The sequence below is a fragment of the Paenibacillus sp. OV219 genome (assembly GCF_900110075.1).
Classification (GTDB): domain Bacteria; phylum Bacillota; class Bacilli; order Paenibacillales; family Paenibacillaceae; genus Paenibacillus_Z.
In genome coordinates this window covers 152,940-172,949 of the sequence record NZ_FOCJ01000003.1, presented here as the reverse complement: position 1 = coordinate 172,949, position 20,010 = coordinate 152,940, and the positions used below count along the sequence as shown (strand labels likewise).

Annotated in this window: 21 protein-coding genes and 1 pseudogene; 5 read left to right on the top strand and 17 right to left on the bottom strand. The window is 52.6% G+C overall.

Translation table 11 applies throughout. The features are described from left to right. The first annotated feature begins 17 nt into the window (after nucleotides 1-17). On the top strand, nucleotides 18-1,244 hold the full coding sequence (locus BMY11_RS10475; RefSeq protein ID WP_090574907.1) for a helix-turn-helix domain-containing protein: 1,227 nt from the start codon (nucleotides 18-20) through the stop codon (nucleotides 1,242-1,244). Nucleotides 1,245-1,331: 87 nt separating this feature from the next. On the opposite strand, the gene BMY11_RS10470 is transcribed toward BMY11_RS10475, so the two are convergent. From BMY11_RS10470 to BMY11_RS10405, 14 genes are all read right to left on the bottom strand, one after another. Continuing rightward, nucleotides 1,332-1,652 (bottom strand): hypothetical protein, encoded by a 321-nt coding sequence (locus BMY11_RS10470; protein ID WP_090574904.1) that lies wholly within the window; start codon nucleotides 1,650-1,652, stop codon nucleotides 1,332-1,334. Between the two features lie 225 nt (nucleotides 1,653-1,877). Beyond that, nucleotides 1,878-2,354, bottom strand: a complete 477-nt coding sequence (gene greA / locus BMY11_RS10465; protein WP_090574901.1) for a transcription elongation factor GreA — start codon at nucleotides 2,352-2,354, stop codon at nucleotides 1,878-1,880. 219 nt (nucleotides 2,355-2,573) lie between these two features. Beyond that, complete coding sequence (locus tag BMY11_RS10460; protein ID WP_177182589.1) at nucleotides 2,574-2,924, bottom strand: GyrI-like domain-containing protein; 351 nt, start codon at nucleotides 2,922-2,924, stop codon at nucleotides 2,574-2,576. A gap of 18 nt (nucleotides 2,925-2,942) precedes the next feature. Further along, complete coding sequence (locus BMY11_RS10455; RefSeq protein WP_177182588.1) at nucleotides 2,943-3,398, bottom strand: helix-turn-helix transcriptional regulator; 456 nt, start codon at nucleotides 3,396-3,398, stop codon at nucleotides 2,943-2,945. Between the two features lie 263 nt (nucleotides 3,399-3,661). Next, nucleotides 3,662-4,723 (bottom strand): dual-specificity RNA methyltransferase RlmN, encoded by a 1,062-nt coding sequence (gene rlmN, locus BMY11_RS10450; protein WP_090574892.1) that lies wholly within the window; start codon nucleotides 4,721-4,723, stop codon nucleotides 3,662-3,664. A gap of 99 nt (nucleotides 4,724-4,822) precedes the next feature. Next, a complete protein-coding gene (locus BMY11_RS10445; protein ID WP_177182587.1) occupies nucleotides 4,823-5,437 on the bottom strand; it encodes a carbohydrate-binding family 9-like protein in 615 nt (204 codons plus the stop codon). A gap of 159 nt (nucleotides 5,438-5,596) precedes the next feature. Further along, the gene (locus BMY11_RS10440) at nucleotides 5,597-6,865 is read right to left on the bottom strand and encodes an MFS transporter (RefSeq protein WP_090574886.1); all 1,269 of its coding nucleotides are present in this window, start codon (nucleotides 6,863-6,865) and stop codon (nucleotides 5,597-5,599) included. 6 nt (nucleotides 6,866-6,871) lie between these two features. Further along, nucleotides 6,872-7,312 (bottom strand): MerR family transcriptional regulator, encoded by a 441-nt coding sequence (locus BMY11_RS10435; RefSeq protein WP_090574883.1) that lies wholly within the window; start codon nucleotides 7,310-7,312, stop codon nucleotides 6,872-6,874. 218 nt (nucleotides 7,313-7,530) lie between these two features. Then, nucleotides 7,531-7,911: a rhodanese-like domain-containing protein gene (locus tag BMY11_RS10430; RefSeq protein ID WP_090574880.1), complete on the bottom strand. Its 381-nt coding sequence runs from the start codon at nucleotides 7,909-7,911 to the stop codon at nucleotides 7,531-7,533. Between the two features lie 24 nt (nucleotides 7,912-7,935). Next, the gene (locus BMY11_RS10425; RefSeq protein ID WP_090574878.1) at nucleotides 7,936-8,253 is read right to left on the bottom strand and encodes a rhodanese-like domain-containing protein; all 318 of its coding nucleotides are present in this window, start codon (nucleotides 8,251-8,253) and stop codon (nucleotides 7,936-7,938) included. Between the two features lie 51 nt (nucleotides 8,254-8,304). Then, a complete protein-coding gene (locus BMY11_RS10420) occupies nucleotides 8,305-8,571 on the bottom strand; it encodes a metal-sensitive transcriptional regulator (protein WP_090574875.1) in 267 nt (88 codons plus the stop codon). A gap of 166 nt (nucleotides 8,572-8,737) precedes the next feature. Next, nucleotides 8,738-9,571, bottom strand: a complete 834-nt coding sequence (locus BMY11_RS10415; RefSeq protein WP_090574872.1) for an ABC transporter ATP-binding protein — start codon at nucleotides 9,569-9,571, stop codon at nucleotides 8,738-8,740. A 25-nt stretch (nucleotides 9,572-9,596) separates the two neighbouring features. Next, nucleotides 9,597-10,637 (bottom strand): FecCD family ABC transporter permease, encoded by a 1,041-nt coding sequence (locus BMY11_RS10410; RefSeq protein WP_090574869.1) that lies wholly within the window; start codon nucleotides 10,635-10,637, stop codon nucleotides 9,597-9,599. After that, nucleotides 10,630-11,619, bottom strand: a complete 990-nt coding sequence (locus tag BMY11_RS10405; RefSeq protein ID WP_090574866.1) for a FecCD family ABC transporter permease — start codon at nucleotides 11,617-11,619, stop codon at nucleotides 10,630-10,632. Before BMY11_RS10405 ends, BMY11_RS10410 begins: the two co-directional genes overlap by 8 nt. Nucleotides 11,620-11,851: 232 nt before the next feature. Between BMY11_RS10405 and BMY11_RS10400 the strand changes: the two genes are divergently transcribed. Further along, nucleotides 11,852-12,910, top strand: coding sequence for an ABC transporter substrate-binding protein (locus tag BMY11_RS10400; RefSeq protein WP_090574863.1), 1,059 nt, complete (start codon nucleotides 11,852-11,854; stop codon nucleotides 12,908-12,910). Nucleotides 12,911-13,088: 178 nt separating this feature from the next. Continuing rightward, a pseudogene (locus BMY11_RS10395) lies at nucleotides 13,089-14,633 on the top strand (catalase); the annotation flags it as partial. 327 nt (nucleotides 14,634-14,960) lie between these two features. Here BMY11_RS10395 and BMY11_RS10390 read toward each other — a convergent pair. After that, nucleotides 14,961-16,853: an LTA synthase family protein gene (locus BMY11_RS10390; protein WP_090574856.1), complete on the bottom strand. Its 1,893-nt coding sequence runs from the start codon at nucleotides 16,851-16,853 to the stop codon at nucleotides 14,961-14,963. 30 nt (nucleotides 16,854-16,883) lie between these two features. Further along, the gene (locus BMY11_RS10385; RefSeq protein ID WP_090574854.1) at nucleotides 16,884-17,531 is read right to left on the bottom strand and encodes an antibiotic biosynthesis monooxygenase family protein; all 648 of its coding nucleotides are present in this window, start codon (nucleotides 17,529-17,531) and stop codon (nucleotides 16,884-16,886) included. A gap of 163 nt (nucleotides 17,532-17,694) precedes the next feature. Between BMY11_RS10385 and BMY11_RS10380 the strand changes: the two genes are divergently transcribed. Both BMY11_RS10380 and BMY11_RS10375 read left to right on the top strand, forming a co-directional pair. Continuing rightward, on the top strand, nucleotides 17,695-18,171 hold the full coding sequence (locus BMY11_RS10380) for a MarR family winged helix-turn-helix transcriptional regulator (protein ID WP_090574851.1): 477 nt from the start codon (nucleotides 17,695-17,697) through the stop codon (nucleotides 18,169-18,171). Between the two features lie 58 nt (nucleotides 18,172-18,229). Then, nucleotides 18,230-19,630: a histidine kinase dimerization/phospho-acceptor domain-containing protein gene (locus BMY11_RS10375; RefSeq protein WP_177182586.1), complete on the top strand. Its 1,401-nt coding sequence runs from the start codon at nucleotides 18,230-18,232 to the stop codon at nucleotides 19,628-19,630. On the opposite strand, the gene BMY11_RS10370 is transcribed toward BMY11_RS10375, so the two are convergent. Continuing rightward, on the bottom strand, nucleotides 19,554-19,961 hold the full coding sequence (locus tag BMY11_RS10370; protein ID WP_090574845.1) for an MASE4 domain-containing protein: 408 nt from the start codon (nucleotides 19,959-19,961) through the stop codon (nucleotides 19,554-19,556). The two genes, BMY11_RS10375 and BMY11_RS10370, sit on opposite strands and share 77 nt — an antisense overlap. Nucleotides 19,962-20,010: the final 49 nt, after the last annotated feature.

Here is a 20,010-nt window from a genome sequence, read left to right as displayed (position 1 = left end):
AAAAGGGGTTCATTCCGATGCATGAAGGCAAGATCATCAAACTTTACCGGGAAAAAGCCGAGCTCACGCAAGAGCAGCTCGGACTCGGAATCTGCTCCGACACTCATATCAGCAAGATCGAACGGGGCATTACGGACTACGCTTCGGAGATCGTTATTTTGCTCTCGGAGCGCCTTGGCATCTCGATGGAGGAGGAACTGTCCCGATTCAATAAAATCAAGAAAAGGCTGTACGACTGGCACGATGTCATCGTGAAGCAAATCCGCCCCGAGATTGAAGCCATTCGTGAAGAGTTGGAGCAAGAGATGCTGTTGGCGATTTCCGATTACCAAACGCTTTACCTGCTGCTGCAGATCAAATATTTGCTATTTATGAATCAAGTCGATAAAGCACAGCGCATGATTGCGAAGATCGCCAAGTCGAAGGATCAGCTGCCCGCTTTTGAGAGCAATCTGTTCAAGCATGTGCAAGGCATCCATTATTTGGCACAGCAGCATTACCTGCATGCCATAACCGTGTTGAAATCAATCAATGAGAAAGAATATAACAACCCCGAATTCTATCATCACCTGGCAATGGCCTATCATACGCTGAAATCGGAGGTCATGGCATACTTCTATGCGGAGAAAGCTCGTAACTACTTCAAGGAGCTCAACTGTTTCTTGCGTGTCATCGACGCGGAGATGCTGATGCTCATCCAAGTGAAGGACGACCCCGGCTATGAATTCGACGAAGTAATCGCCCGCTTCGAGAATTTGATACAAAGCAGTGACATGTGCGGCGCACCGGACCGCAAAGCACGGGTCATGCATAATTTGGCGTACGAGCTGTATAGGCGCGAACAGTATGACCGAGCAAGCCAGTTATACAAACAGTCAATGGAGCTGAAAGATCCCCGGACAGGCCCTTACCTGCTATCGCTGGAAGGCTATCTGAAGAGCTGCTACGACGGCGAGTTGCTCCCAGCAGAACAGCTAGAACAGCTCGCGCAAGAGGGTCTGGCAACAGCGGTGTCGATGAAAGAGGACCTCTATATTTTGCTGTTCAACCTGCTGCTCTATAAGATCCGCAAGGATGAGACCCAGTACCACGCCTATCTTCGCGATGAAGCGCTGCCGTTGTACCGGAAATTCGGCTATGTATTCTTAATCGAACAGTCAGAGAAGCAGCTGTTCCACTATTACCGCCTTATGGGCGAAACGACGGCAGCTCTGGAAATGGCTCATTTACTCCTTGGTCGATAACGCACACGCACAAATAACCCGTGAGACGAGCCCCCTGCGAAGGGAGTCGCCTTACGAGCTACTTGGCGTGCTATCGCATATGCTGAACTATTTTTTAGAACGTTTCTTGACGGATTTCTTAGCGCGTTTGACGCTCGATACTCGAGCTTTGCCTCTAGCCATAACATCCTGCTCGGAGTACGTGTAACAGTGATTGTAAACAGGGCAGCAGTGATGTTGCTTCACAACATTGACCGCATGAACGACATTGACCAGCTGTGGATGATAGACATCTTCGTACATCGTGACCGGCGGATCATACATCGTTTGTGTAGGGCAGTCCGGACAGAATTCGCCGCCTGACATAGCGCCAGCTACGTTGTTGCTAGGACCCATTCCTGCGCCTGCTAATGCTTGGTGGTAATTCACTAAGGAATCACTCCTTCCTCTTGTGGAGTACACCATATTCTATGCACTGCTTATAGCGGCGGCCTGTACGCTTGACACGGAAGGCCATCGCCTCTTCTTTGCATGCGGGATTGGCACTCGTACGAATGCCACGGAGCAGCAAGTGCCTGGATGCGTACATAGAAAAAGACAGGCATCCCGCTCCCTGTCTGGAACGTAAATGCCTGCCTTATTGTATAAACCGTATTAGAACGCCTTGATCTCGAGTAGCTTGTATACAATGACACCCATCGGTGCGTTGACGTTGATGGAGACCCCGATCTTTTTGCCCAGCAGCTCTTTGCCAAGCGGGCTTTCGTATGAAATACTGTTCTCCGCCACGTTAGCTTCAGCCGGCGCGACGATTTGATACTCAATCTTCTCGTCGAACTCAACATCGTGCAGAATGACCGTTGAACCTATCTGTACCGTGTCCATGTTCGGATCAGCTTCCACAACGCGCGCCGTTGCGAGCATTTTCTCCAAAATAATAATGCGAGTCTCCATGAACGACTGGTCATTCTTCGCGGAATGATACTCGCTATTCTCTTTCAAGTCGCCATAGCTGATTGCCAGCTTAATACGCGCCGCCAACTCCTTGCGCTTCACGTATTTGAGGTCGTCGAGCTCCTCCTGCAGTTTATCATAACCATCCTTGGTCAAAATCATTTCTTCCTTCGCCATCGATCCAGCCCCGTTCCTGTTGATTCTTCTATTTTAACCGATTTGGTCGCACTCGCCTAACTTTTTCATTGTTGACAGAAATCGTTACCCCTATAAGAGCTTACCCTGCACGCTTTGCGTCTTATTCCTCCCCTCCCGATATTAAAAAATCCCCTCCGATCAACAGTGTTGACCGTGAGGGGAATACGATCTGCTCAGGGCAGATCGCGCTTCAGCTGATTAATTGAGCGGCACGTAAATTTGGAGCTCCGAGTCCGCTCGCCCCTCTTGAAAGCGGGGACCGTAGAACTCAAGGTCGAAGCTATGGGTACCGTTCATCTCTCGCAGCGTTTCGCCGGACGCTGGGAGCCACTCTCCATAAATATAGCCGAACGTCTCGCCAAGCAGCTCGGTGGAACCAACATGCGTGAACACGGCGTACCTGCCTCCCGGAATCGTATAGCCGGATACCCCTTGAGGCAAGGCAGACAGATCGGATACTTGCACACCTGCCATGTACGTGAACTGCCCGCTTCGCGCACCTGCTTGCGGCTCATAGAGCTCAAGCCCGTAACAGTGCTCTTCGCGCACTTTACCCGTAATTTGCGGTCACAGCTCGCTGATCGTCTTCCATGCCCCTGCAATATGACGGTCCTTCGACGTATCCGTCTGGCACACGACTCCCGCAACATGCGCAGCTTGAAGCACTTCAATCTTCGCTTCTCTCATCGTACACGCTCTCCTTCGGAATAATTGGGGAGGCTCACCGAATCGCTTCTCGAACGAGCGGATGAAGGACTCATGGCTGCCATAGCCAATATCGAACCCAATTCGCGTCCCAGATTCATCCGTGCTTCTCAGCCGTTGTGCCGCATAAGCGAGCCGCCGCTCACGGATATACTGGGACAACGTCTCTCCCGTGCAGGCGCAGAATAGCCGGTGAAAATGAAACGGCGAGTATCCCGTCAGCCGCGCCAGCTCCTCCAGATGAAGCTCCTCCTGCAAGTGCCGTTCGATGAATTCGGCTACGCGTATAATGCCCGCGTACCGCTGCTCTTCCTTCAATCGGATCACCTCCTCTTATCCTCATTGTAGAGCGGCGCCTCGTGCGGCACCTGACAATCCTTGCGGTCTTGTTACAATAAAAAAAAAGCGCATCCGAGGTAGTGTCATCTCGGATGTGCTCTTCTGCCTGGCATAGGTATGAATGTAATAAAGGGAAGCAGAATCAATAGCGGAGAGGGCGGAATCGTTGTGCAGAAGCGCAGCGATCGGAACAATAATCCGCTCGTGCAGCGGCTGATTCCACCTGACCCATTGATTCACTTTTATACCGAAGCTTTTATTTGCTTACTCCGCAGCTGCCCGCAAGCAGCGTCAATGTCAGTTCCGTGCTCAAGGCGTACGCTGACGCTGACGTCCTGCTTCTTCAATATGTCGTAGAAGTCGCGGATCGAGTCCTGCTCGCTGCGCTGGTATTGGCTGTGCTCATCGACCGGATTGTACGGGATCAGGTTCACATTGACCTGCTGGCGACGATCGCCGATCAGCTCGGCGAGCTCCAGAGCATGCTCCTTCTGATCGTTCACATCCCGCAGCAGGATATACTCTAACGTCACGCGTCGCTTGTTCTTGCTGAGGTAATAGTCGATCGCTCCCATCAGTTCCTCAATCGGAATCGCCCGGTTGATCTTCATAATGCGGGTGCGCAGCTCGTTGTTCGGCGCATGCAGCGATACGGCGAGGTTCACGCCGACATTTCGGTCGGTAAACTCCCGGATTTTGCTGGCGAGCCCGCTCGTCGATACCGTAATATGGCGCGCGCCAATCGCGAGTCCCTTGTGATCCTTAACCACATCGAGAAAATCAATCATATTCTCGAAGTTGTCGAACGGCTCTCCAATGCCCATCACCACGATATGGCTGACGCGCTCGTCATTGCTCATCGCATCAAGATGCAGCTGCACCTTCATAATTTGCCCGACGATCTCGCCCGCCGTCAGATCGCGGCTCTTCGCGAGCAGTCCGCTCGCGCAGAAGCTGCAGCCAATATTGCAGCCGACCTGGGTCGTCACACAGACGGACAAGCCGAACTTGTGACGCATCAATACCGTTTCGATCAAGTTGCCGTCTTGCAGCTTCAGCAGAAATTTAATCGTGCCGTCCGCTGATTCCTGCTTCGTATGCTCGCTCAGCGTCTGGATATCGAAGTGCTCCGCCAGCAGCGCAAGACAGATCGGATTCACATCCGTCATCTCGCCGAAGCTCGTCACCCGCTTCCGATACAGCCAATCCCAGACCGCAAGCGCACGCGACTTCTTGTGTCCGCGCTCCGCAAGCCAGGCCGTCAGCTGCTCGAACGTCAATCCATAGATGGATGGTTTATGCATGATAGATCCTCTTTTCAACACCTTAACATAGTCGTCCCGGTGCACATTCTTTGTTCGTATTGTCCCAAAATTTCAAGGTGAACACAAGCTCTATGCTCCTCACACAAATAAAAGCGTACCGAACTTGCCCGGCATATGGAACTGCACCGCTCCCGTAGACTGCCAAGCCTGATATTCGCGCACACCGTCTACGCTCTCGTCGATGCGGTAGAAGTTCACTTTCCAGCGGAGCCCTTCTTCTAGCCGAGTCTCGAAATTACGAGCTGGAATGCGAATCTCATACAGCAGTTCTTCATCCACTGTCCGACTGACCGATGTGTACAGTCCATCGAAATTCCAGCTGAGATCAATATCGACTGCACGGTGATCTACGTTAGTGATGCGAGCGTCAAACACGATATTTCGCGGGCTCACTTCAAGCTCTAAATAGCCGGTGCCGATACCCCGCTCATCAATAAATACTTCCACGACATCCTGGTTGTACAGCGGCTCGTCCTTCTGTGTATAATCCGATACGATATGCGTGTCTACGCAAAGAAATTGAATCAGCAGCGCTTCATTCGTCCAGCCACACCGCACGCGAGTCCGCTCCGCAGGCGCTTCGCCGCTAACCGTATCCGCAAGCTGGGCCCACTCATGCGGAGCCCAGCCGTCCTGCTCGTTCCATGCTTTGCACTCATAGACTCCCGCCGTGCGGCTATCCACTTCCGCCATCGTTCGATCCTCTCCTTTAGAAAAATCCTTCTCTTTCTCTATCGTAACAGCTTTCACGAGCCTTGGAAGCAACAAAAAAAACTCCCGAAGGAGTTTTTTGTCATTCATAACATTTACGTAAACGTTATATTTCGACCGAAAAAATAGGCTCAACTTTCATTAATGCGCTTCCGCCTCATCAACATGCTTCAGATGCTTGCGGTTCAGCCAGATTAAGATGACGGCCAGAAGGACGAATCCGCCGCCGATGTAGAACGGTGCATGGAAGTCGAACCATTCCGCAAATTTAACCGCATAATATGGTGCAAGCGCGCCGCCGATGAAGCGAAGGAAGCTGTAGGCAGCCGATGCTGTCGGACGCTCGATCGGTGCTGCATTCATAACAGCTGTTGTAATAAGCGTGTTGTTGTTTCCAAGGAAAGCTCCCGCGATAATAACCATCAGAATGATGACAGTCTCATTCGTTGTCCAGTAGCCCATTGCAAACAACGTTGCGGCAAACAGCAGAAGCTGTACACACATAGATTTGATCGTGCCATAGCGCTGTTGTAGCTTCGGAGCGGTAACGACCGACGTGAAGGCAAGCATAAGACCCCAGCCCAGGAACACATAGCCAAGACCGTGTACATCCAAATGATGTATGTGTCCAAGCACAAGCGCTGCGTATACAAGCAGTGTAAAGAAGCCAAAGTTATAGAAGGCTGCGGACAAGCCGAATATGAACAATGCACGGTACTTGAGCGCGCGGAACGGATCCAGCAGCGAAGCTTTCTTCTTCGATTTCACAGCTGCTGCTTGTGCTTTGGCAGACGCCTTCGGCATCATGAACAGAATGAGACAGAACGCAAGCACCATCAGTCCTGCAACACCATAGAACGGAGCGCGCCATGAAACTGCGCCAAGCTCGCCGCCAAGCAGCGGGCCTACGGAGATGCCAAGACCGACCGCGACTTCGAACAAAATGATCGATTTGGCGACGCCGACTCGGGACAAGGAGACAATCGCGGATAACGCTGTTGCGACGAAGAAGGCGTTGCCGAGACCCCAGCCTGCGCGAAGCCAAACAATATCCATAACTTCATCAACGCTTCCGGCAAGCGCGGAGAAAATGGCTATAATGACGATACCGGTAAGCAGCATCCTCTTAATGCCGAGTTTCGCGGAGATGACACCTGTAACGAGCATCGCAATTGCCATAACCGCGTTATAGCTTGTAAACAGCAGCGTGAGCTGACTGTCCGTTGCGTGCAGCTGATCCTTCATCATCGGCAGAATCGGGTCAACAAGACCGAGACCCATGAAGGCGATAATGCTGGCGAATGCGATTGCCCATACCGCGATTGGCTGGTTAAACATACTTTGTTTTGGGGCAGGAGCGCCCCCAGTGGGCGCTTCTGCACGAACGTGTTGGCGTGCTGGTGAAGTCATATTGCATTACTCTCCTTCTTTAATTGGTATAGGTTGGTTCAATGCGTTAGCAACACGCACCTGAAGCTTCTCAATCTCCTTGCGGAACTCCGCAATCTTCTCAAGCTTGATGTCGATCATCGCCAGCTGTTTGTCGAGCATCTCCCCTACTTGAAGCAGCTTCCCCCGCTTCAACTCGGCCTCTTCGGTTTGACGGTAAGCATCCCGATGCTGTATAAGCTCTTCTCGGATGGCAACGAAATCGACCAACTCCTGCAGCGAGAAGCCAAGTACGTCACGAGCGTCAATGAGCTGCTTCAGCCGCTCGATATGCATTTGCGTGTACAGCCTTGTACCGCCATCCGTCCGCTCAGGAGCAGGAAGAAGCCCGAGCTCCTCATAATAGCGAATCGTCCGTTTCGTTAAACCGGACGCCTTTGCGACATCGTCAATTTTGAATCGTTCCACTGATTGTGAATCCTCCCTTCTTAGGCACATAGGTAAAATGTATTTGTCGTTGATCTCATCTTACTCCCATTATAACGTTAACGTCAACGTTAGATTTTGTGTACAAATAGTTCCAACTGAACCAACCAGCAATATTTCTAGTGTGACCTAAATGGGCAAAATGATGCAAAAAGAGCCCCTTTGCAGCCGATGTCAGCCGTAAAAAGGGACTCGATCCGTTACCGCACAACTCGGCCGCTCCAAGCGCTTATGCCGCCCTGCAAATGATTAATATGGCGATAGCCATTCCGGCTCAGCATCCTCGCTGCCGTCTTGCTTCGCATGCCGCTGCGGCAATACAGCATCAGATCGCGCTCCTGCGGAATTTCCCCGATTCTCTGTCCAAGCTGCGATAGAGGAATGTTGATCGCGCCAGGAATGGCGCCGCTTGCGAACTCGGCTGGCTCGCGTACGTCGATGAGCATCGCTTCCGGTGCCGTTTCGAGCTTGCTGCGGAAGTCGACGTCCTTCAGTGTGCGCAGTCCTTTCGTCGGGCCGAATCGCGTATAGGCAAACCACACGATAAGCACTATAAATAATAGATTAATTGCAGTTTCCAATGAGTTCGTGCACTCCTTTCCTTGCTAGTCCTGTACAAGCTCGCCTGTCCAGCTCATAAGGCCGCCGGTCAGGTTGATTACATCATAGCCCCGCTCGCTGAGCAGCTCGCAGGCCAGTCCACTTCGGCCGCCAGCCTTGCACATAACGACCAGCTCGCGTCCTGCGGGCAGCTCATTTAACCGCTCCAATAGCTGACCAACTGGAATATGGACCGCTCCAGCCAGATGTCCTGCCGCCCATTCATTCAGCTCGCGAACATCAAGCATGAACGGCTGCTCGCCTTGGCTTAACTGTGCAGCCAACTGCTGCGGTGAAAGCTCTCGTGCTACTTGAAATGCCATTGTTGTCGTCCTCCTCTAGGTGATTTGTAGCAGGCGTACCTTCAAGGCCGATTATCGGCTCTTCACGAGCAGCTCAATCGCTTCCTTCACCAGCTTGTCCGTGTCCCGCCCCGCAGCCTGCTCTTCCTTCATGCACCGCTGCAAATTCTCTGCGACGATCTGGGCAATCGCTTTATCTGCTGCACCGCGAACGGCGGACAGCTGACTGACCACATCCTTGCATGACTTGCCTTCCTCCATTAAGCGGAGGACACCGCGTACTTGACCTTCCATGCGTCTTAAGCGCGCCTTTAATTCATCCGTATAGTGATAATCCATTTGCTGCGGCCGCCTTTCGGAGCTTTTTGCGTCGATTACTTATACCCCTATGGGTATATTATCGGATGAATGAACCCCTGTCAACGTGCCCTCAGCTAACAAAATAAGGCTGTCCATTCGTCTGCGCTCAAACGCCAGACGAATCGGACAGCCTATTCTAGCGTTCTTAAGATACCCCTGCCGGCTGCCTCACTTGGGGAGCAGCCGACGTGCGCCTTCTTCCGCTGCCATGCGGAATGCACAGCGGCGTTCCGTACAGCGGGTCAGGAATAATGTCGCACTTCAGGCGGAACACCTTCTCAATCAGCGCTTCATCAATGACTTCATCCGGCCGTCCCTGCGACTCAATACGACCGTCACGAATGGCGACGATATGATCCGCATAACGGCATGCGAGATTAATATCGTGCAGCACCATCACAACGGTTCGCTGCTCGTTGCGGTTCATCGCGTCGAGCAGATCAAGCACCTCGATCTGGTGCGTTAAGTCGAGATATGTCGTCGGCTCATCGAGCAGAATAATCGGCGTCTCTTGCGCGATCGTCATCGCGATCCACGCCCGCTGCCGTTGGCCGCCGGAGAGTGCGTCGACCGCACGCTCGGCTAGCTCTGTCATACCCGTTGCTAATAGCGCAGCCTGCACGCTCGCTTCGTCTTCCTGCGACCACTGCTTCAGCCAGGACTGATACGGGTATCTACCCTGCTTCACCAGCTGCAGCACGGTCAGTCCTTCCGGCGTCGTCGGACCTTGCGGCAAAATGGCCAGCTTGCGCGCGACCTCCTTCGTGGACATGCCCGCGATATCCGCACCCTCCAGCACGACGCTTCCCCGCTGCGGCTTCAGCAGCCTCGCCATCGAGCGAAGCAGCGTTGATTTGCCACAGCCGTTGCTTCCGATGAACACCGTTACCTTGCCTTTCGGAATCGACAGATTCAGATCCTCAAATATATAACTGCCGCCATAGGACAAGCTTAGTCCTCTAGCTTCTAATTGACTCATGGCCGTAAGCCTCCTTGCCTCATTGCTAGCTGCGATTTCGGTTCCGATAGAGCAAAAACATGAAGAACGGCGCGCCGATTGCCGCCGTCAAGACGCCTGCCGGCACATCGTTCGGCAGAAATGCCGTTCGCGCAATAACGTCCGAGACGAGCAGAATGAGCGCCCCGAGAAGTGCGCTAACCGGCACGACGCTGCCGAAGGACGAGCCGACTAGCTTCCGCGCGATATGCGGCGCCATCAGGCCGATGAAAGCAATCGCGCCGCCAATGGCGACGGCGGCCCCCGCGAGCCCTACGCTAAGCGCGATGAGCACCAGCCGCTGGCGTTGTACCTGTGCGCCGGCACTGCTCGCGACATCGTCGCCTAGCGACTGGATGTTCACGTTCCTTGCTTGCAGCCATGTAATCGGCAGCAGAATGAGCACCCACGGCAGCAGCGTCATGACATCCTTGTCCCAGGAGGTCCCATAAATGCTGCCCGTCATGAAAGTGAGCGACCTTTGGGCGAGAGCCATCGGTCCCGTAATAATAAGCATATACGAGACCGACTTGATCGCAGCAGAGACGCCGATGCCGACCAAGACGAGCCGCAGCGACTCCACGCCGCGTTTCCAAGCGAGCACATACAGCAGCGCGGTCATGAGGAACGCGCCGGTAATCGAGAACAACGGCAGCCAGTGGACGGATACCGCGCCGCCGAAGAGAAAGATGAACAGCACGGCGCCGAGCGATGCGCCTTCCGTAATGCCCGCCACGTCCGGCGATGCCAGCGGGTTGCGGATGATGCCCTGCAGCACAGCGCCCGCGACCGCGAGCGATGCGCCGACGAGAATGCCGATGACGATGCGCGGCAGCCGCAGCTTCTCGATGATGACTTGATCCATCGGCTTGCCGCCGCCGAGGAGCACCTTAATGACATTCAGCGGCGAGATCGACTGTCCGCCGCTGCCTGCGCTTATAATCGCGGCAGCCAAGCAAAGGGCGAGCAAGAGAAGGGATATCCAGATCGTTCGCTTCTCGATAAGAAGCGAAACCTTCGATGTGCGTAATGATTGATATTTACCCATGGCGCTGTCTGCCTTTCCTAGCGATATAGACGAAGAACGGAACGCCGATGATCGCCGTAGTGACCCCGACAGGGATCTCTTTGGGCATCGCGATGTAACGCGAGCCAAGGTCAGCCGTCACGAGCAGAATCGCGCCGTAAACCGCGCTGTACGGCAAGATCCAGCGGTAATCGGTTCCAACCATATAACGGACAATATGCGGTATGATAATGCCGATGAATGCAATCGGTCCCGCAGCTGCGACCGCGCCGCCTGCAAGCAGTATGATTGCAGCCGCGGCGAACACCTTGATGTGCACCGTGCGCTGCCCAAGCCCTGCCGCGATATCATCTCCCATCGCGAGCACGTTCAAGTGGCTCGGCAGGCATAACGCGATGATCATGCCGACAGCCATATACGGCCATACGGCCTCGAGCTGCGCCATATCACGACCTGCAACAGAGCCGACCAGCCACATGAGGATCTGATCGAACATTTTACCATCCGTCAGCATAACGCCTTGCGTGAGCGATGCGAAGAACGCGGCCATCGCGGCTCCGCTCAGCGTGACCTTGACCGGCGTCATGCCGTCCCGCCCAATGCTGCCGAGGACGAAAACAATCGTGCCGCTTATAGCCGCACCGACCAGAGCCACCAGTGTAAAAGCATGCAGGCCAGATACACCTAGCCATGCGCCCGCAACGATAATAAAGAATGTCGCGCCGGAGTTTACGCCCACCGTGCTGGGCGAGGCGATCGGGTTGCGTGTGATAGCCTGCATCAGCGCTCCTGCAACGGCAAGACTTGCGCCTACGGCCCCTGCAATGAGTGCGCGCGGAACCCGCGTTGTGCGAATAATCAGCTGTTCATTGCTCGTGCCGCCATGGATGATAGAGTCCCAGACGACGCGAAGCGGAATATCGGTAACGCCAAAAGCTATGCTGCATACGAGTGCAATAACGAGTAGAACGAGTGACAACGACAAGTATAAGGCCAGTCTCATAAGTGTGCATTCTTCCAATCTGGGCGAATCTCGTTATGGAGCGCCCTTTTGTACTCGTCAAATTTTAGAGGCATCTTCCCATGTTGTCAATGACACTGATAATCATTATCATATTTTTGTTGACAATTCTTTTCCAAGGGGCGTATAGTTTGTAACTGTCACTGATAATGCTTCTCAACAAAGCTTGTCATTTTGTTCAAAAAAAAGCATCATGCATTAGGAGGAATTATTCATGTTCGCATCACGTACCACATCCACACGCAAGGGCAGCCGCACTGTTCTGTGGACCATCATGACCCTTATTCTGGCTGTTATCGTCGCAGGCTGCGGGAATAGCTCGGGTAGCTCAGACAACTCTAACACCAAGAACAACAACACGGCTTCGAACTCCGAATCCACCAATACAAGCAATGAAGCTGCTGCACCATCTTCCGATAAGGAAACACGTACAGTGAAGCACGCCATGGGTGAAACGCAAATTACGGGCACACCGAAGAAAATCGTCGTTCTGACAAACGAAGGCACAGAAGCGCTTCTCGCGCTTGGCATCAAGCCGATCGGCGCCGTTAAATCTTGGACAGGCGATCCTTGGTATTCGCATATTAAGGATGAGATGGAAGGCGTCACAGTTGTCGGCGAGGAAAGCCAACCGAACCTGGAGCTTATTGCCGGTCTGCAGCCGGATCTCATTATCGGCAACAAGATGCGCCAGGAGAAAGTGTACGAGCAGCTGCAAGCTATTGCGCCTACCGTCATGGCGGAAGACCTGCGCGGCTTGTGGAAGGTCAACTTTAAGCTATATGCCGAGGCTGTTGGCAAGACAGAGGAAGGCAACAAGCTGATCGCTGACTTCGATGCCCGCATTGATGACTTCAAGGCAAAAGCCGGCGACAAATTGAATCAAACCGTATCCGTCGTCCGCTTCATGGCTGGCAAAACACGCGTTTATCATACCAACACGTTCTCCGGCATTATTTTTGATCAAATCGGCCTTGCTCGGACAGAGATGACGAAGAATGCAAAGGACACTTTCGTCGATGAAATCACGAAAGAGCGTCTGCCGGAAGCGGATGCAGACCGGATCTTCTACTTCACGTATGAGACTGGCGACGGCAAAGCGAGCGACACCGAGAAAGAATGGACGAACGATCCGCTCTGGAAGAACCTGAAGGCGGTTAAGAACGGACAAGCATACAAAGTGGACGATGCAATCTGGAACACTGCGGGCGGTATCAAAGCAGCTAACCTGATGCTGACGGACCTGTACAAAATCTATGGTTTGAGCGAATAATAGCGGTATGAGAAAGCGGCCCTTAGCGGGTCGCTTTTTTCGTTGCTGCTTGTGGCGCGGATGAGTATGATTTCCTCCAATTGGCAACAATACGCGTGGGTTTCCAATTCGTATCGAGAGGAGCTTAACGCGCGTGAATAACAACAAGCAGGGCGCAGCCGGAAGCGATACGCCGAGTCAGACGCTGACGACCCGGCAGGGTCATCCCGTCACGGATAATCAGAACATTCGCACCGTCGGCAATCGCGGCCCGAGCACGCTGGAGAATTATCATTTTATCGAGAAAATCACCCATTTCGACCGGGAGCGCATCCCCGAGCGCGTCGTTCATGCACGCGGCGCAGGTGCTCACGGCATCTTCGAGGCCTATGGCAAGGCGGGAGATAAGCCAATAGCCCCTTATACGCGGGCGAAGCTGTTCCAGGAGGCTGGGAAGCAGACGCCTGTGTTTGTGCGCTTTTCGACGGTCGTTCATGGCGGCCATTCACCGGAGACGCTGCGTGATCCGCGTGGTTTTGCAGTCAAATTCTATACAGATGATGGAAACTGGGACCTCGTTGGCAACAATCTGAAAATCTTCTTTATCCGCGACCCGCTTAAGTTTCCCGATATGGTGCATGCATTCAAGCCGGATCCATTGACGAATGTACAGGATATGGAGCGGTTCTTCGACTTCGTTTCGCTGACGCCGGAAGCAACGCATATGGTGACGTTTCTGCTCTCGCCTTGGGGCATCCCTGCGAACTACCGGCAGATGCAGGGCTCGGGCGTTAATACATATAAGTGGGTCAATCAGAACGGTGAGGCGATGCTCGTAAAGTACCATTGGGAGCCGCTGAAGCAGGGTATTAAGAACCTGCTCCAGTCGGAAGCGAATGAGGTTCAAGCGCTCAACTTCAACCATGCGACGCTCGATCTTTATCAGGCGATTGAGGCCGGCGATTATCCCGCATGGGAGCTGTGTGTTCAGCTGATGACTGACGGCGAGCACCCTGAGCTCGACTTCGACCCGCTCGATCCGACGAAGCTGTGGCCGCCGGGGCAATTCCCTTTCCTCCCTGTCGGCAAAATGACGCTGAACCGCAACCCGGACGACTACTTCACCGAAGTGGAGCAGGCGGCTTTCGGCACAGGGGTGCTTGTGGACGGGCTCGACTTCTCCGATGACAAGCTGCTGCAGGGCCGCACCTTCTCGTATTCTGATACGCAACGTCACCGCGTCGGAACGAACTACTTGCAGCTGCCTATCAATGCTCCGCAGACACATGTGGCGACCAATCAAAGCGGCGGGCAGATGCAATATCGACCGGATCGCGCTTCCGGACAGAACCCGCATGTCAATTATGAGCCTTCCTCGATGGGCGGGCTGCAGGAGGCGGCGAGGCAGGGCAGCGACCATGAGCCGCACTATGATGCGAAGCTGACTCGCCAGAAGCTGGACCGTACGAACGACTTCAAGCAGGCTGGCGATACGTTCCGCGCCTTCGATCCCGTGGAGCAGGACGAGCTTATTGGCAATCTGGTCGGCGCTCTGTCGATATGCAAGAACGATATCCGCGAGCGGATGATCGGCTACTTCACCGAAGCGGACGCCGACTACGGACGGCGCGTGTCGGAAGGCTTGCGCCATGCGGACCAAAGCCGCACCTTGAGCGGGCAGTCGAAGCCGGAGCAAGCGGTGGATAAAGCGAAGCAGCTCGGCCACGAGAGCGATGGGTACTAAGGCATCCTGGGGGTGCTAGAAAGCTCTTACCCGTATCCCCGGCCGATTTCATCAATGTAGGGTACTGAGTACTCCCCTTCACCGTTTTTACGACCGATTTCGTCGATGTTGGGTACTAGCTACTCCTCTTCATTGGATCGCCGGCTGATTTCGCCGATGTGGGGCACTGGCTACACCCCAAAGAAAAAGGCGCCCCCGAGGGACCGCTTTTAGTTGAGAACACGCGCTCAGGCAGGAGGAGACCACCCGCCGACAACGCTGCTGCGATGACCACAAACAGAGAAAGCAGTGACCCCGCGGGTCACTGCTTTCTCTGTTTTCACACCATTATTTTACCGAACCAGCCACTGGTTGATCTGCCGGATCCTTATCCGGCAGCTGCTTCACATAGCTGTCTGACAGATTCAACAGCTTAAGCGTCCGGTTGTACTGACCGTTCGTGATGCCTTCCTGCTCACTGATGCTTCCATTCGCAAGCGAGTAGTTCGTGCCGTCCTCATACGCGATACCTGGCAGGAACAAATAATCGTTTGTAATGACCGAGCCCGAAGGCAGGAAGTGGCGCATCGGGATCATATCGGACGGCTGGTTCAATAGATCCTGCCCAAAATGAATCTGGCCGTCCAGCGATACGCCCGTCAAGTTTGCTACTGTCGGCAAAATATCCACTTGGCCGCCCATCTCCGAAACCACCTTCGGATACGTTACGCCTGGCGCATGCATGACAAACCCGATCTTGAACATATCCGGATAGCTGTATTCATGGCCCAACATCTCTGCTGCCAGCTCTTTCTCCTTGCGATCGAGCGAGTAGAGCGACAAGCCTTGATGGTCACCGTAGAACAGAATGACGCTGTCATCCCATAGGCCGCTCTCTTTCAACCCTGCGATGAACTGGCCGAGCGCGTAATCCGCATAGTTCTGCGCGCGGATATAGTTGCCTACTAGTGTACCCTCGAAGCGCTCCGGAAGCTGCATCTTGTACTTCGACTCCGGAATGTCGAACGGGTGATGCGAGCTCATGGAGATGACTTGCGCATAGAATGGTTGATCGCTCTCGTCCATCTTCGTAAGCTCCGGGATCACCTTCTCATATAGCACTTCATCCGATGAGCCGAAAGCGACGTGATCGTCATCGCCGAAGAACGATTGATCATAATATTTATCCCAGCCGATTGCGCTGTACAGTTCCTTCCGGTTCCAGAACTCTACGGCGTTCGTATGGAACGTAGCCGTCGTATAGCCGTTCGCGTGCATCAGCTTCGGCAAGCTCGGCAGCGCCTTGGAAACGTTCTGATCCGTAGCCGCCTCATGCTTCGGCACATAGAGCGATGTGTTTACCACATACTCGGCATCCGAGGTAGTCCCCTGCCCGACCATCGTATAGAAGCGGTTAAAGTGGAAGTTATCCGCTGCCAGCTTGTTCATGTTCGGCGTAATTTCCTGACCATCGATCTTGAGGCCGATGAGGAAATCCTGGAACGATTCCATCTGGAGAATGATCACGTTCTTGCCTTTGTCTGCACCGTAGTACTTCGGCTGCAACGGCTGCTCCACGCCTTTGAGCCTATCGATCTCACTTTGCGTAATTTGATCCATCGGCACGATATCTTCATCTGCCGTCGTATCCGCGAAGATCGTGTACACCTCGTAGTTGAGAATGCCCATCTCTTCCGCCTGTTTGTTCTCGTTCATGCTGGCGCGGTTCGGCCAAATGTTAAGCAAGCAGAGCATAAGCGATACGACGAACAGTGCGATGATGCCCCTCTTCTTCATCAACGGGCGGCTGCTGACAGCCTGCTGGTACGAAATGTTCTTCGGTCGCCACAGAATGAAAGTAAGCACGATAATATCGACAAAAATAAATAAATAATACGGGTCCAGCAAAGAATACGTACTGTTGCCGACCTTCGTTACTTTATCGGCTTGTCTCAGCGCGTGATACGTAACGATAATTCCGTAATATTTGTAATACATGAGGACGGTAAAATATAACAGCGTGGTCAATAAATTCACGACCATGTAATATAGCATTTTTCTTTTGGTCGCCAGCCACTCGATTAAGCAGAAGATGACCCAGAAGAACGGAATTTCCGTCACAATCGTCATCCATGACGGCCCTTCGTCAAAGACGACCGACCAAGCGAGAAGTCCTTTGATTAATAGAATGATTGTAAAATAAACAAATCTGCGGTTAAGCAGCCTTCTTATAAAAGGCACTTCGCATCAACTCCTCTAACGTTTGTTGCTCTATACACTTCCACCGACGACATGAGCAAGCTCGCACAAATGCAGCTGCGGCGGCTTCGGCAGAACGCCGAGCACCGTAGCCATAATGCCGAGCGGATATCCCTTGGCAAACGAACCGAGCACCTCTCTCTTGCACATGCTCGCCCGGAAATGCCTATTTGTATTGAACTGACCAATATTGACAGCAAGCGGCTGATCGACACTCAGCAGCAAGCTTGTAGATACATAACCCGGTTGTTTGCGCATATAGGGGAGTGTATGCTCGAAGTGGGCAATCAGTTCTTCTCTTTTCTCTGGAGCAAACTGAAAAATATTCACAAAATGTGATAATTTCGACCCCTGTTCAATTGCCGTGTAGCCCTGATCGGACCTGTGATCGCTAATTTCGACCGTATAACGATTCGGCGCCGCCGACTCCTCCTCGGTCGTGTTGACATGCGCAAGCGAGATAACATGCTTGCCCCTAGTCGCACGCAAAATAGCGCCGCTCTGTACCGAGCCATCATGCCAAACCCGGTCAATGGCGCTTATCGCATGGCGCACCTCTTCTTTCTGCTTGTGCCGATACGGTGCAGGCAGCACCTTCATGCGGACAAGCTGTCCGACGCCTTGCCTCAATTGCAGCACCGAATTCAATTCGCCTTCCATCTGTTAATCACCCCGCAATTTGATCGCTCACTTGTATCATGCATTGATTGTCCGCCCAATTAGTTGTAAGATACAACTATCGTTATGATTGTATTATACAAGTTTTTGAGCTGTCAATTACAGTTCAGATGTTGACAAAAATGTGAATAAGCGGTGAACGAATATGACTATAGATAACAACGCCTTTCAGCTGCTCCAGCAGGAGATGGCCATCTTCATACGGCGGGCGGAAGCAGCCCGCATTGCTTATTTGAGCGAGCATGATTGTGATCGCTCTACCTATCTATTGCTGCAGCATTTGAAGAAGAACGGGCCTGTCGGCATGAAAGCATTGTCGACATCGCTGCAGCTTGATATTTCAACAGCGAGCCGGCAAATTGCAGCGCTGGAAACGAAGGGCTTCGTCGAGCGCACCTCCGACCCGAAGGATGCGAGAGTGAGCCTTCTGCAATTGTCTGACAGCGGCAGCAGCTTCCTACTGCGAGCGAAAGAGCTTCGCCATCAGTTCTATACGCTTCTGCTGGAAGATTGGTCGCAAGCAGAGTGTGAACAATTCGGCCATTTGCTCCAGAAGTTTAATCAGACCGTCGAACAGTTTCGACAGCGAAAGATTTCCCTATTAAAGGAAAACGGAGAATAATGTCGAATAAATTCATTACCAGAATCGGCCTATAATAGGCAGAATGGAGTCCTGTGTAATGAATACAATTCGTGACTTGATTATTAATCTCTCAATATTATCTGTATTTATTGTAATCGCCGGACAATTGTTCTACTACAAAGATGGGTATATTGCCCGCACTTGGCGTTATAAACTGGCCGTTGGCGTTGTCCACGGCCTTTTTGGCATCGTGCTTATCCTCTTCGGCGCCGCGCTGGATGACCGCCATGTCATAGATTCCCGGTTTCTAGCGATCCTCATGTCAGCCTATTTTGGCGGGCCAATCTCATCGGTCACCAGCGCCATCATAATTACCTTATTTCGAACGATACAGGTGCCTTCCCTCTTCTTGACCGTCCTCTGCGCCAACATGATTATTGCGCTCGGCTGTGGATTTATCTCGATTAAGCTGCGCTCGCATACACGCAAGTGGCTCTATATGCTGCTTTTTTTATCTACCGTGCTCGTTGTCGATTATGTCTTTGTCTTCAACTTCCCGCTTCAGCCTTATCTCCCTGAGCACCTTTCCATTAATCTCATTGGCGGGGCATCAACAGCGCTGCTCTGGCGCTTCTTCAGGCGCAATCGCGAGCTCGCCAATCAGATGGAGCTGCTGAAGAATGAATATCACGAAGTCATTCGGCTGCAGCCCGGCCTCATCTATAAAGTGGCGGTGCATTCTACCCGTTATAAATGCACGATGATAACCGGTCAGCTCATGGATACGCTTGGACTGAAGGCATCAGAAATCGTCGGGCTGTATTGCGATGATATTCAGACTTTGCCCAAAGAGTTTATTAATCAGCTGCAAAGCCACTACGACGAGGTACTCCATACGGGTGAGAAGTCCGGATTCGAAATCAACATCGCAGGAGTCGACCTCCTCGTTGCCATACAACCGGTATTCCGGGATGGTCTTGTGAAGGAACTTATTGTCTTCTTTACTGATATTACCGAGCGCCATAAGCGGATTCTCGCCGATGAAGCGAATCAGGCGAAGAGCCAATTCCTCGCGACGATGAGCCATGAGATCCGCACACCGCTGAGCGGTATTATTGGCTTAACTCAAATTTTGATGAACACGTCGCTCTCTAGCGTGCAGCGCGAATATCTGTCCAAGATTAACTCGGCTTCAAACGCCCTCCACTCGATTATTAACGATATTCTGGACTTCTCGAAGATTGAAGCTGGCAAAATCGAGCTTGAGCATGTCCCCATTCAGCTTGATGACTTCTTCGGCAAGCTCTCGGACGTGACTGGACTGCTTATCGACAATAAGCCGATAGAGGTATTGTTCGAAATTACGGACAACTGTCCAAGCGCCTTTATTGGCGACCCGCTCCGACTGGAGCAGATTATGCTCAATCTGTGCGGCAATGCACCGCATACAGCAAGGAAGGCGTCTGACGGCCTTCGTTCATCAGGCCCGCCTTCGTAAATAACTCGGGAAACGACAGCAAGAGCGGAATCGTAATGAGAGCCGAGAACAGATAAGCTGCGGAAAGCACCAGTACGGCCGGGAGTCGATTAACACGGAATTGATTGAACAACACGAATGCCGTAATAAAGTTAAAACAAATAACCGTTGAGGTTACAGTGGGGAAAAAGCCAGGCGTATCCATCGTCTTGATATGCGCAACCGGTAAAATACACAATGAAATCAGCACGAGAAAAGCACCAACCAGAAAGGCCGATCTTCGCTGAGAAGAGCTTGTCGGCAATGTCATTAATGTAAGCGCATTGCTGTCTTTGACCGAGTTAGCCTCCATCGTTACCCTCCTAGGATGTGAACATGAAATTTACATTAATTGTTTATAT